Source organism: Tianweitania sp., assembly GCF_032053605.1.
Taxonomy (GTDB): Bacteria; Pseudomonadota; Alphaproteobacteria; order Rhizobiales; family Rhizobiaceae; genus Tianweitania.
In genome coordinates, this window is sequence record NZ_DAMBUH010000030.1 from 1 (window position 1) to 13,228 (window position 13,228).

Annotated in this window: 12 protein-coding genes, 1 tRNA gene and 1 pseudogene; 9 read left to right on the forward strand and 5 right to left on the reverse strand. The window is 61.6% G+C overall.

What is annotated here, in order from left to right:
* Positions 1-1,008 (forward strand): annotated as a pseudogene (locus tag RTX98_RS09290) (chromosome segregation protein SMC); the annotation flags it as partial.
* A 1-nt stretch (position 1,009) separates the two neighbouring features.
* Here the strand turns inward: RTX98_RS09290 and RTX98_RS09295 are convergent.
* Entirely contained in the window at positions 1,010-1,354 is a 345-nt protein-coding gene (locus RTX98_RS09295) for a VOC family protein (protein ID WP_189501175.1), read from the reverse strand.
* A gap of 182 nt (positions 1,355-1,536) precedes the next feature.
* On the opposite strand from RTX98_RS09295, the gene ppdK reads away from it, so the two are divergent.
* Together ppdK and RTX98_RS09305 are read left to right on the forward strand one after the other, a co-directional pair.
* Entirely contained in the window at positions 1,537-4,200 is a 2,664-nt protein-coding gene (gene ppdK, locus RTX98_RS09300) for a pyruvate, phosphate dikinase (RefSeq protein ID WP_312796158.1), read from the forward strand.
* A gap of 62 nt (positions 4,201-4,262) precedes the next feature.
* Complete coding sequence (locus RTX98_RS09305) at positions 4,263-4,997, forward strand: polysaccharide deacetylase family protein (RefSeq protein ID WP_312796160.1); 735 nt, start codon at positions 4,263-4,265, stop codon at positions 4,995-4,997.
* Here RTX98_RS09305 and RTX98_RS09310 read toward each other — a convergent pair.
* The 3 genes from RTX98_RS09310 to RTX98_RS09320 all read right to left on the reverse strand — a co-directional run bounded on the left by RTX98_RS09310 (position 4,982) and on the right by RTX98_RS09320 (position 7,051).
* Positions 4,982-5,914, reverse strand: a complete 933-nt coding sequence (locus RTX98_RS09310) for a serine hydrolase (RefSeq protein ID WP_312796162.1) — start codon at positions 5,912-5,914, stop codon at positions 4,982-4,984. The two genes, RTX98_RS09305 and RTX98_RS09310, sit on opposite strands and share 16 nt — an antisense overlap.
* A gap of 218 nt (positions 5,915-6,132) precedes the next feature.
* Positions 6,133-6,543, reverse strand: coding sequence for a DUF427 domain-containing protein (locus RTX98_RS09315; protein WP_312796163.1), 411 nt, complete (start codon positions 6,541-6,543; stop codon positions 6,133-6,135).
* 109 nt (positions 6,544-6,652) lie between these two features.
* A complete protein-coding gene (locus RTX98_RS09320) occupies positions 6,653-7,051 on the reverse strand; it encodes a hypothetical protein (protein ID WP_312796164.1) in 399 nt (132 codons plus the stop codon).
* Positions 7,052-7,272: 221 nt separating this feature from the next.
* On the opposite strand from RTX98_RS09320, the gene RTX98_RS09325 reads away from it, so the two are divergent.
* Both RTX98_RS09325 and RTX98_RS09330 read left to right on the forward strand, forming a co-directional pair.
* Positions 7,273-8,907, forward strand: coding sequence for a long-chain-fatty-acid--CoA ligase (locus RTX98_RS09325; RefSeq protein WP_312796166.1), 1,635 nt, complete (start codon positions 7,273-7,275; stop codon positions 8,905-8,907).
* Positions 8,908-8,915: 8 nt separating this feature from the next.
* Positions 8,916-9,704, forward strand: a complete 789-nt coding sequence (locus RTX98_RS09330; protein ID WP_312796167.1) for a DUF1499 domain-containing protein — start codon at positions 8,916-8,918, stop codon at positions 9,702-9,704.
* A 9-nt stretch (positions 9,705-9,713) separates the two neighbouring features.
* Here RTX98_RS09330 and RTX98_RS09335 read toward each other — a convergent pair whose 3' ends face one another.
* Positions 9,714-10,619 (reverse strand): MBL fold metallo-hydrolase, encoded by a 906-nt coding sequence (locus RTX98_RS09335; RefSeq protein WP_312796168.1) that lies wholly within the window; start codon positions 10,617-10,619, stop codon positions 9,714-9,716.
* Positions 10,620-10,725: 106 nt separating this feature from the next.
* On the opposite strand from RTX98_RS09335, the gene RTX98_RS09340 reads away from it, so the two are divergent.
* The 4 genes from RTX98_RS09340 to RTX98_RS09355 form a co-directional block, all read left to right on the forward strand.
* Entirely contained in the window at positions 10,726-11,310 is a 585-nt protein-coding gene (locus RTX98_RS09340; RefSeq protein ID WP_312796169.1) for a biotin transporter BioY, read from the forward strand.
* A gap of 170 nt (positions 11,311-11,480) precedes the next feature.
* Positions 11,481-12,620, forward strand: coding sequence for a DegT/DnrJ/EryC1/StrS family aminotransferase (locus tag RTX98_RS09345; protein ID WP_312796170.1), 1,140 nt, complete (start codon positions 11,481-11,483; stop codon positions 12,618-12,620).
* 102 nt (positions 12,621-12,722) lie between these two features.
* Positions 12,723-12,797: transfer RNA gene (locus tag RTX98_RS09350), tRNA-Gln, on the forward strand.
* A 129-nt stretch (positions 12,798-12,926) separates the two neighbouring features.
* Positions 12,927-13,228: hypothetical protein (locus RTX98_RS09355; protein ID WP_312796172.1), on the forward strand; the 302-nt coding region annotated here is incomplete at its 3' end.

The following is a 13,228-nucleotide window of genomic DNA, read 5'->3' on the forward strand; positions in this document are numbered from 1 at the left end:
CAGGCAACCTTATCCACGGCACCCGAAGAGCTTGACGCGCGACGCCGTTCCTTGGGGGGCGAGTTGGCAAAGGCGGTAGCGGCTCACACTCAGGCCGCCGATACCATGAAAACGGCTGAAGCCAGGCAGCTCGAACTCGACCGCGCGGCAACGGCGGCGATCGCCACGCTCTCCGAAGCGCGCGAAACCCGCGGCCGCGCTGAGGAACGTCTCACAGCCGCCGATGACCGTCGCCTGGCGATCGAAGCGCGGATCAGCGAGGCTTTGGGCGTGCTGCCGCACAAGGCGCTTGCTCATGCCGGCGTGACGGATGGGGAAGCATTGCCGACGGCAGCGGAAGTCGAGCAGCGGCTGGAGCGCTTGAAGGTCGAGCGGGAGCGGCTGGGTGCCGTAAACCTGCGCGCCGACGAGGAACAGCGCGAACTGACCGAACGCCTCGACACGCTGGTGAAAGATCGCGACGACGTTGTGGAAGCCATCCGCATGCTGCGTCAGGCCATCCAGGGCCTGAACCGCGAAGGCCGTGAGCGCCTGCTGACCGCCTTCGACACTGTGAACGGACAGTTCCAGCGTCTCTTCACGCATCTGTTCGGCGGCGGCGAGGCGGAGTTGCAGCTAGTCGAATCCGATGATCCGCTGGAAGCCGGGCTGGAAATCGTCGCACGACCGCCGGGCAAGAAGCCGCAGACGATGACGCTGCTATCCGGCGGCGAGCAGGCTCTGACGGCGATGGCGCTGATCTTCGCCGTCTTCCTCACCAATCCCGCGCCCATCTGCGTGCTGGATGAGGTCGATGCACCGCTCGACGACCACAATGTCGAGCGCTTCTGCAACCTCATGGACGAGATGGCGGCCTCCACCGATACGCGCTTCGTGGTGATCACCCACAATCCCATCACCATGGCGCGGATGAACCGGCTGTTCGGCGTGACCATGGCCGAACAAGGCGTCAGCCAGCTTGTTTCGGTCGATCTGCAAACCGCCGAACAGATCGCGGAAGCCGTATAGCTTACGCGCCCCACACCGCCAGTTCATTGCCGGCAGGATCGGTGAAGTGGAAGCGCCTGCCGCCCGGAAAGGCGTAGATATCGCGAGTGATCCGTCCGCCGGCACCTTTCACCGCATTAAGAACAGCGTCCACATGTTCGGCATAAAGAACCGGCAGCGGCTTCTCCGATGCTTCCTCGCGATCGGCCTGGAAGCCGCCTTCCAGCCCTTCATCGAAGGCGGCGTAAGTCGGACCATAATCCGTGAAGCTCCAGCCGAACGCGCCTGCATAGAACGCTTTCGTCGCATCCAGCGTGCCGTTCAAAGCAGGAAGTTCGAGATAATCGAGCTTGCCCGTCATCTTCATGCTTGCCTCCTATGATGTTCCTGATATGTTCTTGCATGAAGACGCTGACTTGTCCAGCGTTGGCGAGAGATCACGCTGCTAATCGATTGAGGTGATGCGGATGAGGGAAGGGTGGCTTGCCATTGGGGAAGCCACAGCCTATCGGCCTTTTTGAGCTTGATCGGCCGCTGCAGGAGGGACGAATGGCAAAGTGGGTTTACAGCTTCGGCGATGGCGCGGCTGAAGGACGGGCCGGCGACAAGAACCTGCTGGGCGGCAAGGGCGCGAACCTCGCCGAAATGTGCAGCCTGGGCCTTCCCGTACCACCCGGCTTTACCGTCACGACCGAACTCTGCTCTTATTATTACGCGCACGGCCAGAGCTATCCGCCCGAGCTGAAGGGGCAGGTCGAAGACGCCTTGGCCAAGGTTGGCGAGATCGCCGGCCGCCGCTTCGGCGACAAGAACAAGCTGCTCCTCGTATCCGTTCGATCAGGCGCCCGCGCGTCCATGCCGGGCATGATGGACACCGTTCTCAACCTCGGCCTCAACGACGGAACGGTCGAAGCCCTCGCGCAGGACGCGTCGGACGAACGCTTCGCCTGGGACAGCTATCGCCGCTTCATCCAGATGTATTCCGATGTCGTGCTCGGCGTCGACCACGAGCATTTCGAGGAGATCCTGGAAGACCAGAAGGCCCGTCTTGGGCTGGAACTCGATACCGAGATCAAGGCCGCTGACTGGAAGAAGATCGTCGGGCTTTACAAGGCAAAGGTCGAGGAAGAGCTGGGGCAGCCCTTCCCGCAGGACCCGCAGGAACAGCTTTGGGGCGCAATCGGCGCGGTGTTTTCGAGCTGGATGAATGCCCGCGCGATCACCTATCGCCGCCTGCATGACATCCCGGAAAGCTGGGGCACGGCCGTCAACGTCCAGGCCATGGTGTTCGGCAATATGGGAGAGACCTCGGCCACAGGCGTTGCCTTCACGCGCAATCCGTCGACGGGTGAAAAGGCGCTCTACGGGGAATTTCTCGTCAATGCGCAGGGTGAGGACGTGGTGGCCGGCATTCGCACGCCGCAGAACATCACCGAAGAAGCCCGCATTGCCGCCGGTTCCGATCAGCCATCGCTGCAGAAGGTGATGCCCGACGCCTTCAACGAATTCGTCCGCATCGCCGATGTGCTGGAGCAGCATTACCGCGACATGCAGGATCTCGAATTCACCATCGAGCGCGGCAAGCTGTGGATGCTGCAAACGCGTTCGGGCAAGCGCACCGCCAAGGCAGCGCTCAAGACGGCCGTGGAAATGGCAGGCGAGGGGTTGATCACCCAGCAGGAAGCAGTGGCACGCATCGATCCGGCGTCGCTCGACCAATTGCTGCATCCCACCATCGATCCGTCGGCCAAGCGCGACGTCGTGGCGGTTGGCCTGCCGGCATCGCCGGGCGCTGCTACAGGCGAAATCGTCTTCACTTCCGATGAAGCCGAAGACCTGAAGAAGCAGGGCCGCAAGGTCGTTCTGGTGCGTGTGGAAACGAGCCCCGAAGACATTCACGGCATGCATGCGTCCGAAGGCATTCTGACCACGCGCGGCGGTATGACGAGCCATGCGGCGGTGGTCGCGCGGGGCATGGGCAAGCCCTGCGTGTCGGGCGCCGGCACGCTGCGTGTCGATGCGCGTGCAGGCACGATGAGCGTGATGGGCCAGACCTTCAAGAAGGGCGACATCATTACGATCGACGGCTCCAACGGCCAGGTGCTGAAGGGCGCCGTGCCGATGCTGCAGCCGGAATTGTCGGGCGACTTCGCCGCGATCATGGAATGGGCCGACAAGATCCGCCGCATGAAGGTGCGCACCAATGCCGAAACGCCTGCCGACGCGCGCATGGCGCGCTCCTTCGGCGCCGAAGGCATTGGGCTTTGCCGCACCGAACACATGTTCTTCGATGAGGACCGCATTATCGCCGTGCGCGAGATGATCCTGTCAGACTCGGAAGACGGCCGCCGCAAAGCGCTGGCCAAGCTGCTGCCAATGCAACGCGCCGACTTCCTCGACCTGTTTGAGATCATGGCCGGCCTTCCAGTCACGATCCGCTTGCTCGATCCGCCGCTGCATGAGTTCCTGCCGAAGACCGAGGAAGAAATCGCCGAGGTCGCGGCTGCGATGGGCGTGCAGCCCGACAAGCTGCGCCATCGCACGGAAGAGCTGCACGAGTTCAACCCGATGCTCGGCCATCGCGGTTGCCGCTTGGCCGTGTCCTATCCGGAAATCGCCGAAATGCAGGCGCGCGCGATCTTCGAGGCGGCTGTCGAATCCGCCAAGAAGACCGGCAAGCCGATCGTTCCGGAGGTCATGGTGCCGCTGGTCGGATTGGTTGCGGAGCTCGATTACGTAAAGGCGCGCATCGATCAGGTCGCCAAGGATGTGATTGCCGAAGCCGACATGCCGATCGATTATCTCGTCGGCACGATGATCGAACTGCCGCGCGCAGCGCTTCAGGCCGACAAGGTTGCTGAAAAGGCCGAGTTCTTTTCCTTCGGCACCAACGATCTCACGCAAACCACCTTCGGAATCTCGCGCGACGACGCTGCTGGCTTCCTGGAAACCTACCGCCAGAAGGGTATCATCGAGCAGGACCCGTTCGTGTCGATCGATGTAGAGGGAGTCGGCGAACTGGTGCGGATCGCAGCCGAGAAGGGTCGGCGGACACGCGGCGACATCAAGCTGGGCATCTGCGGCGAACATGGCGGCGATCCCGCTTCCATTCGCTTCTGCGAGGAAGTTGGCCTGGACTACGTATCCTGCTCGCCGTTCCGTGTGCCGATTGCACGCCTCGCCGCTGCACAGGCGGCGGTGGTCAAGAAGTAGCGCCACGCATTTGCCACAGGCTGGGCGCAGCGGGACCGGATTGCATTTCTTGAGTCCGTCCCATGCGCTTCAGCCTATCAGTCTTTGCCTTTCTGCTCTCCCTCGGTGCGGCGTCCTCCGAGCCGCTCGTTGAGCCATCCCTGCATCTTCCACACAGTGACCACCTGCGGGTGGCGGTGACGCTCGATGCGTGCGGCGGCAAGACCGATGCGCGCATTCTCGACACGCTGGTCGCCAACCACATTCCGGCAACGATCTTCGCGACCGGCCGCTGGTTGAAGCATAATAGTGCCGCTTTGGCGGTGCTGAAGGCGCATCCCGATCTGTTCGAGATCGAGGATCACGGCGCCAACCACATTCCCGCTGTTGATCATGCGGCGACAATTTATGGGCTGAAGGCTGCCGGCTCGCCCGAAGCGGTGAAGGTGGAAGTGCAGGGCGGGGCGGATGCCTTGGTTGCTGCCGGCGTTGCGCATCCCCGCTGGTTTCGCGGTGCGACTGCGAAATACAGCCAAGGCGCGATCAGCGAGGTTCACGCGCTGGGATTGAAGATCGCCGGCTATTCCCTGAATGGTGATGGCGGTTCTCTGCTCGGCGCGAGCCAGACCACCAAGCGGATTGCGGCCGCGAAGGACGGTGACGTCATCATTGCCCATATTAACCAGCCGACCCATCAGGCCGGCGCGGGCGTCGCAGCCGGGTTGCTGGCCTTGAAAGCGCGGGGCGCCGAGTTCGTCAAGCTCGACAGCCTCGAAGGCGATGCAACCGGCACGCCAGTTGCTCAGGCTGCTTTCTGAGCAGCCACGAGAATATTGTCGAATAGGCTGTGAAGCTCCTGCACATAGCCGTTGCGCCCGGACGGTGCGTTCGGATCCGAGATCATCACGGTGACCAGATTCGCTTGCGGCGCCACGAACAGCATCTGCCCGCCATAACCCCAGGCGTAACGCACCGGCTGCCCGCCGACATCGCGCAGAAACCAGCCATAGCCGTATTGATGTCCGGTCCAAGGCGAGGCGGTCCGCGGCTGCCAGCTGAGATCGAGCCATTCCTGCGAAACAACGCGCGTATCGCCGACCTTGCCGCCGTTTCGGATCATCTCGCCGAAAGCCAGAAGGGCGCGGGGAGAAAGCACCATCTCGTTGCCGCCGAAATAGATGCCCTGCGGGTCCTTCGACCAGGCGGGAATGGTGATGTCGAGCGGCTCGGCCAGCCATTCACGGGCGAGAGCCAGAGTGGGTTTACCGGTGACGCGGGTTAAGATGGCGGACAGCAAATGCGTGTTGCCGGTGGAGTACAGCATCTTTCCGCCGGGCTGATCGACGAAAGGCTGTTCCAGCACGTAGCGTACCCAATTGCGGCTTTGCACCCAGCGGCCGTAGTTCGGACCAGACGTACGCTCAAGTCCGGCCTGCATAGACAGGAGGTTACCGATCGTGACATCGCGCAGACGCGGATCGGTGTCAGATGGTACAGCAATGCCAAGCAATGGCACGATCTTCTGATCCGGACCTTCCAGCGCCTTTTTGTCGATGGCGATGCCGACAAGCACGGAGAGGATCGTCTTCGATGCAGACTTGATGTTCACGCCTTGCGTAAGCGGGCCGCAGCGAAGAACCTCCTCAATCAGCGGCTGGCCGCCCCGTGTGACGATCAGGGAGCGCAAAGCATCGAAGCCGTTGGCGCGATCGAGGATGGCAGCTTTCCACGCCATGTCCTGAGCTGCGGCGTTACGGATCAGGAGCGGTGCTAGTGCGGCCGAGCCGGCAGCAGCCAGAAACGTGCGACGGGACAGTCTTGAAGGGGAGAGGTCTGGGTTCATGGCCCAGGAAATGGCCGGTAATCGGCGCCGCAACAGGGCGGCAGGATCACAACGCCGCCCGCCGCGATCACGATGAAAGGAGCACCCGTCATCGTGATCGTGCATAGCACTCAGAGATCGATCGACTGATCGGTCTGATTGTTGACCGCTTCGATGCGGACCTTCTTTGGATAGAAGGCCGCATGGCCGGCGATTTCGGCCACGCCGGCGAAGGGCGTCTCATAGGCCCACACCACATCATCCATGCCTTCGCCATTGGCCGAAACGCTCCAATGCGAAGCATCGCCCTTGTGGGGGCAATGGGTCACGGTCGGCGACTTTCGCAAGAAGTCGAAGTAAACGTCCTTGAAAGGAATATAGAAGACGGGATCGTGATCTTCCTCGCGCAGAAGCAGTGCTTCCTTCGAGGAGCCGATGATGACGTCCGCAAAGGTTGCGGTTACGACGCCATCGAACGGCTCGACTGTGATGCCGCCCGAGGCCGGCTGCTTGTTTGCGGTTGAAGCGTCGAAGCTGTCCATGATCCGCTCTCCCTGTTCATTGCTGTGTGAGCGATGAACGCGAGCAAAGGCGGCGTGTTCCATTCAAGGCGGGGCGAGCGGACGTCGCAGGTTCCCGCTTCACAGACGTTTAAAGAAGGATCGGCTCTTCTTCGCGCGCCGTGCTGACGGCGAAGGTATCGAGCACACCCGCCATGGAACAGGCGAGATCAGCAACAGGATTGTGCCCGTCACTCGCATCCTCGACGCGCATGGTTTCGCCGTCTTGCTCAAGGGTCACGAGCAACAGCTTGCGACCGCCTTCGTCGCCCGTCGGCATGGAAACGGCGGCCACCTCGCGAACATCCTCTCCAGGCGCGGCGGGCAGGCTGAACAGAAGCTGACCGCCAAGGCTGGTCAAGGCCGCATCAACAGCCGCATCAAAGCCGAGGCCGGGAACATCCTGAACCTGAAGTGCAAGTTCCAGCTCGATCGTTTCCAACGCTTCGGAAAAGTCAAAGTCGTCCTGCAAAACTCGCTGCGCCTGCATCTTGGGTCTCCGCGCTTGCCTTCTGCGTGCCGCGGATGATCCTTGGCGGTTCGGATGTCACAAATAAGGCGCAGGCAGTGTCATGCGTCTTGCGCCGGCAAGTGACATGAAAGAACGGGGTATCGGTATGGAAGTTCCGTAACGGAGCCGTGTGCCAGCCAGGTGCTGGACATCCAGCCTGTTCATAGCTCTACTGGCGGCCTGACTACTGGGAGGTGACTATGCTTGGTTTGATGCAGCAATGGCCGCTGCTATGCCACAAGATCCTTGATCACGCTGCGATACAACATCCGCGTCGCGAGATCGTGTCGCGCTCGTCGGAAGGGCCGATTATCAGAACGACCTATGCCGATATCCATCTTCGCGCCCGCAAGATTTCGCAGCTGCTGGAACGGGAAGGCTACAAGCCGGGCGACCGCATCGCCACGCTGGCCTGGAACACCGGCAACCACCTGGAAGCCTGGTACGGCATCATGGGCATGGGCGGCGTTTATCACACGCTGAACCCGCGCTTGTTCCCCGATCAGATCGCCTGGATCATGAACCACGCTGAGGACCAGGCACTGTTCGTCGACACCGGTTTTCTGCCGCTGGTGGAAAAGATCGCGCCTGCCGTGCCGTCATTGAAACGGATCGTGGTGCTGACCGACGCCGGCAATCTGCCGCAAACCAAACTGCCGAACGTCGTGGCCTACGACGATTGGCTCGGTGGCGCCGATGGCGACTACACCTGGCATGACTGCAACGGCGATGAAAACACAGCCGCCGGCATGTGCTATACCTCCGGCACCACCGGCGATCCCAAGGGCGTGCTCTACAGCCACCGCTCCAACGTCCTGCATGCCATGATCGCGGCGATGCCCGACTCGATGGGTATTTCCTCGCGCGACACGATCCTGCCTGTCGTTCCGATGTTCCATGCCAATGCCTGGGGCCTCGGCCAAAGCGCGCCAATGATCGGGGCCAAGCTGGTGATGCCGGGCGGCAAGATGGACGGCTCGTCGATCTACGAACTGCTCGATACCGAAAAGGTCACCTTCTCGGCGGCAGTTCCCACCGTCTGGCTGATGCTGCTGCAGCATCTGGAGGAAACGGCTAAGAAACTGCCCTACCTGAAGAAGGTGGTGATCGGCGGCTCGGCCTGTCCGCGCGTGATCGTGAAGAAGTTCCAGGACAACTACGACGTGGAGGTCGTTCATGCCTGGGGCATGACCGAGATGTCGCCGCTGGGCTCGCTCTGCACGCTCAAGGCTGACTTCACCGAGTTGGACGGTGAGGCCAAGCTCGACATCCAGCAGACGCAAGGCTTTGCACCCTTCGGCGTGGAGATGAAGGTGACCGACGACGAGGACAAGCCGCGGCCATGGGATGGCAAGACCTTCGGTCGGCTTAAGGTGCGAGGACCCTCCGTCGCCAAATCCTACTACGGCGGTGCCGGCTCCGAGCAGTTCGACGAGGATGGTTGGTTCGACACCGGCGATGTCGCCCACATCAACCCCGACGGCTACATGCAGATCACCGATCGCGCCAAGGACGTCATCAAGTCCGGCGGCGAGTGGATTTCCACGATCGATCTGGAAAATCTCGCCGTGGCGCATCCCGATGTCGCGGAAGCAGCGGTGATCGGCATCGCGCATCCGCGCTGGGACGAGCGGCCGCTGCTCGTCGTGGTCAAGAAGCCCGGCAAGGAGCCGACGCGCGAGGAGCTTCTGTCCTTCATGGATGGCAAGGTCGCCAAATGGTGGCTGCCGGATGACGTGACCTTTGTTGATGAGATTCCCCATACCGCGACCGGCAAGATCCAGAAGATCACCTTGCGCGAGCGGTTCAAGGATTATCGTTTGCCGACGGCCTGAGCTCCTGCATGGTTGCCCTCTATCCCGAGCGACAATCGCGAGCGGCGCGCTGGTCGCGCCGCAGCGCGATCTTTGCCGTCATCCTGTTCGTTGTGGCCGCGGTGACCCATCGCTTGGGCCGGCTCGATTCGGAAACCTTCCTGATGACGCTTGGGGTGGTGGCAGCCCTGATCGTGCTGTCGCTCTGCGCCTTTCTTCTTGCTTTCCATCGTATGTGGACGCGTGGCGATAAGGTCGGCACCAACCTCGTCGTGGCCGGCTTCTTCCTGTTTATCGCGCTGATCCCGGTCGGCTTCCTGGCCTATCGCGGGCTGACGACGCCGATGCTGCATGACATCACCACCGATACGGAAAGCCGGCCGCTTCTGAGCCAGGTGCCCAATCCGACATCCGCGATGAACAGACCGCGCGCCATGAGTGAAGGGGAGGCGGAAGAACAGCTTGCCGCCTATCCGACCGTGATCGGCCATTCCTACACATTGCCGCCCGAGCGCATTCGCCAGATCATCGTGACGCTGGTGGAGGATCGCGGCTGGCAGATCGTGCGCGCTTTTCCTGAAATGAGCGGACCTGCCGCGACGATCAACGTTGTGGCTGGTTCATTCCTGCTCGGATTCCCGTGCGATGTCGCGATCCGCGTCACTGACGAAGAAACGATGGCTTACGTCGATATGCGTTCGGCCTCGCGCTATGGCGGACATGACTTCGGCGACAACGCCGTGCGCATCGAGCAATTCTTCGACGATCTCGATGCCGCGGTTCTGGCCGACGCAGCGATGCCGCAAGTCAGCCAGTAAGCTCGCCGTTCACGCCGGCTTGTAATGTGCGTCGAGCGCCAGATCAGGTTCGGCCTGCAGCAATCCGCGAGCCACCAGATCCTCGACATGCGCATAAACCGACAAAGCGGCGGCCCCATGCAGGCGCGGATCGGTGTCGCGATAGATGGCGGCCACCACGTCCTTGATGGTGCGGTCGCCGGCCGAGAAGCGTTCCAGGATCGCCCGCTCACGCATCTTGCGATGCGCTTTCAGCCCGCGCACGAAGCGCAGCGGATTGTCTACATTGCCGCCATGGCCAGGCAGATAAAGGCGGTCGTCACGCTGCAACAGCCGGTCGAGCGAGGCCATGAAGTCCGACATGGATCCATCCGGCGGTGCGACAACGGTCGTGGCGAAGGCCATCACATGATCGGCTGAAAACAACAGCCCGGTGCCTTCCAAGGCAAAGGCGGTGTGGTTTGCGCAATGACCGGGCGTGTAGATCGCGCGGATCGCAAAGCCATCGCCTTGTACCAGCTCGTCATCGGCCAAGGCACGATCCGGCGCAAAAGCATAATCAGAGTTTTCTGCAAACGGGTTGACCTCGCCGTCGCGCAAGGGACGGGCGGCACGATGCGGCCCTTGTGCCAGAACTTCCGCACCCGTTGCAGCCTTCAGGGCAGGCGTCAGCGGCGAATGATCGCGATGCGTATGGCTGACGAAGATGTGCGACACGGGCCGGCCATCGATCGCCTGCAGCAGGGCGCCGAGATGGGCCGGGTCATCTGGGCCTGGATCGATGACAGCCAGTGTCTCCGTGCCCACGATATAGCTGTTGGTGCCATGGAAGGTGTAGGGGCTCGGATTGTTGGCTGTGACGCACAAAACGTTCGGCGCCATCGCGATGGCTTCACCAGCTTTGCCGTCGAAGGCCATGCTCAATTCCAGTGACATCCGCAGACCTAACAAGTGTCCAAAGGCGGTTGCCGCTTAGCATGGAAGCCAATATACCGAAAGACGAGCCGGCCTTGGGGGCCGGGAACTGTTTCGGGGAGTGGACATGGCCACGGCATCGCTAGCAAAACCCTTTATTTCCGGTCTTCTACCGGAGAATCGCACCGCACGCTTGGCGATGCAGGTCGGCCTCGCCATTGTCGGCACGCTGTTTCTGACGCTGACGGCTAAGACCAAGGTATTCCTCGGTCCGGTCGACATCAGCCTGGGCACGCTCGGCATCTTCCTGATTGCTGCCCTGTTCGGCAGCCGTCTCGGCCTCGCCACCATCCTTCTGTACATGGCGGAAGGCGCCGCCGGCCTGCCAGTGTTCCAGTCGAGCCCGGAAAAGGGCGTCGGCCTCCTTTACATGATGGGCACGACCGGCGGCTATCTGGCCGGTTATGTGGTGGCAGCTACCGTTGTCGGCCTGGCTGCCGATCGCGGCTGGGACCGCAATCCCTTCAAGATCGGCGCGGCCATGGTTGCCGGCGAGGTCGCGATCATGGGTCTCGGCTTCGCTTGGCTGGCTATGCTGATCGGCTCGGAAACGGCCTTCACCGCTGGCGTCGTGCCGTTCCTGCTCGCCGACGCGATCAAGGTTGCTCTTGCAGCCTCGCTCGTCGCCGCGATCCGCGCGTTGCGCGCCTAAACGCTCGAATCTGACGTTTGCGGAAAGGCGGGGCTTCGGTCCCGCCTTTTTCTTTGCAACCGCACCTTCTTCTTTGCAACAGAGTGACGCAACAGGTGATTTGCCGAATCTCAAGCGGCGGCTTTATCAACCGCGCAGTTTCAGACTGACCTTGGGGCACGCGGACGACCATGACCAATCCAACCATTCCCTTCATCGATCTCGCCACCCAGCAGAAGCGCATCCGCGACAAGGTCGATGCGGCAGTCACCAAGGTTCTGGATCACGGGCAGTACATCCTCGGGCCGGAAGTCGCGCAGCTCGAAAAGGAAATGGCCGCATTCTCCGGCGTGAAGTACGCGATCGCCTGTTCCAACGGCACCGATGCGCTCACTTTGTGCCTGATGGCCAAGAATGTCGGTCCTGGCGATGTCGTCGTCTGCCCGAGCTTCACCTTCGCCTCGACGGCCGAAGTTGTCGCCCAGCTGCATGCGACGCCGCTATTCGTGGACATCGACGAAGACAGCTACAACCTCGATCCGGAAAAGCTGAAGGCCGCTTTGAGCGAGGCGAAATCTGCCGGTCACAACGTGGTCGGCGTCATTTCGGTCGATCTGTTCGGCCAGCCTGCGGACTACGACGCCATCGAGTCGATCGTGCACGACGCCGGCCTGTGGCTGCTGTGCGATGCTGCGCAAGGTTATGGCGGCGTTTACAAGGGCCGCAAGGTCGGCACGATCGGCGACTTCACCACCACCAGCTTCTTCCCGGCCAAGCCGCTCGGCTGCTACGGCGATGGTGGCGCGATCTACACCAATGATGATGAGACAGCCGATCTGCTGCGCTCGCTCCTTTTTCACGGCAAGGGCTCGGATCGCTACGACAATGTCCGAATCGGTATGAATGGCCGTCTCGACACGATCCAGGCCGCGATCCTGATCGAGAAGCTGGCGATCTTCCCTGAGGAAATCGAGGCGCGCAACGAAGTGGCGGATCGCTACAACAACGGCCTGTCAAACGTCGTGAAGGTGCCGCGCATTGCCGAAGGCTCGACCTCGGTCTGGGCGCAATATGTGGTGCGCGCACCCGGCAAAGACCGGCAGAAGATCTTGAGCTATCTCAGCTCCAAGGGCGTGCCGACCGCTGTGTACTACCCCAAGCCGCTGCACCAGCAGACCGCCTACAAGGACTACCCGCAGGCTTCGGCCGGTTTGCCTGTGAGCGAAACCGTAGCGCAGGACGTGTTTGCCTTGCCGATGCATCCTTATCTGGATGAGGAAACGCAGCGCTACATCATCGAGCAGGTCACCGAGGCCGTGCGCCTCGCCTGATTTGTGAGTTCTTGGGTCAATCCCGATTGATCGATGGGATCGCTGCGTGTATAGGCCGGCGATCCTTTTCACGACCGATGATCCATTCTCGGTTGGTGATGGTGGGGCGTAGCCAAGCGGTAAGGCAACGGTTTTTGGTACCGTCATTCCCTGGTTCGAATCCAGGCGCCCCAGCCATGTGCTTGAAGAAGTATTTCCAAGTTCTAATAGATCGGATCGTCTGATTTGTTTCCGAGCGGGGGAAACTTTATCCCTTGTTGCGGCTTGTTGTCTTGAAAGTCCAAATGAGTCTGGGAAGGAACTGATATGGCTTACAAGAAGATCGCACTCGCAGGTATGGTCGCCCTGATGATGGCCAGCGGCAGTGTTGGCGCCGCATGGGCACAAGATTCGAGCGGAAATAATTCCGGCGGCTCGGGTAGCAACGACAATGACTCTGGCGGTACTGGTGCAGGCGGCGCCGGAGGCTCAGGCAACGGCGCGGGTGGTGCGGGTGGCCAGGGTGGAGGCACAGACTCCGCCGGCGGCAACGCAAATGGCTCGAACCAGTCCGGCTCCAGCGCTGGTGGCACCAATGATAGCTCGGCCGAAAGCAATTCCGGCGGCAA

Bases quoted from the DNA above. Each gene is read 5' to 3' on its own strand.
- RTX98_RS09335 (WP_312796168.1), bottom strand. From the start codon at position 10,619: ATGTCACTGGAATTGAGCATGGCCTTCGACGGCAAAGCTGGTGAAGCC.
- RTX98_RS09330 (WP_312796167.1), top strand. From the start codon at position 8,916: ATGGTTGCCCTCTATCCCGAGCGACAATCGCGAGCGGCGCGCTGGTCG.
- RTX98_RS09295 (WP_189501175.1), bottom strand. From the start codon at position 1,354: ATGAAGATGACGGGCAAGCTCGATTATCTCGAACTTCCTGCTTTGAAC.
- RTX98_RS09320 (WP_312796164.1), bottom strand. From the start codon at position 7,051: ATGCAGGCGCAGCGAGTTTTGCAGGACGACTTTGACTTTTCCGAAGCG.
- RTX98_RS09345 (WP_312796170.1), top strand. From the start codon at position 11,481: ATGACCAATCCAACCATTCCCTTCATCGATCTCGCCACCCAGCAGAAG.
- RTX98_RS09305 (WP_312796160.1), top strand. From the start codon at position 4,263: ATGCGCTTCAGCCTATCAGTCTTTGCCTTTCTGCTCTCCCTCGGTGCG.
- ppdK (WP_312796158.1), top strand. From the start codon at position 1,537: ATGGCAAAGTGGGTTTACAGCTTCGGCGATGGCGCGGCTGAAGGACGG.
- RTX98_RS09315 (WP_312796163.1), bottom strand. From the start codon at position 6,543: ATGGACAGCTTCGACGCTTCAACCGCAAACAAGCAGCCGGCCTCGGGC.
- RTX98_RS09340 (WP_312796169.1), top strand. From the start codon at position 10,726: ATGGCCACGGCATCGCTAGCAAAACCCTTTATTTCCGGTCTTCTACCG.
- RTX98_RS09325 (WP_312796166.1), top strand. From the start codon at position 7,273: ATGCTTGGTTTGATGCAGCAATGGCCGCTGCTATGCCACAAGATCCTT.
- RTX98_RS09310 (WP_312796162.1), bottom strand. From the start codon at position 5,914: ATGGCGTGGAAAGCTGCCATCCTCGATCGCGCCAACGGCTTCGATGCT.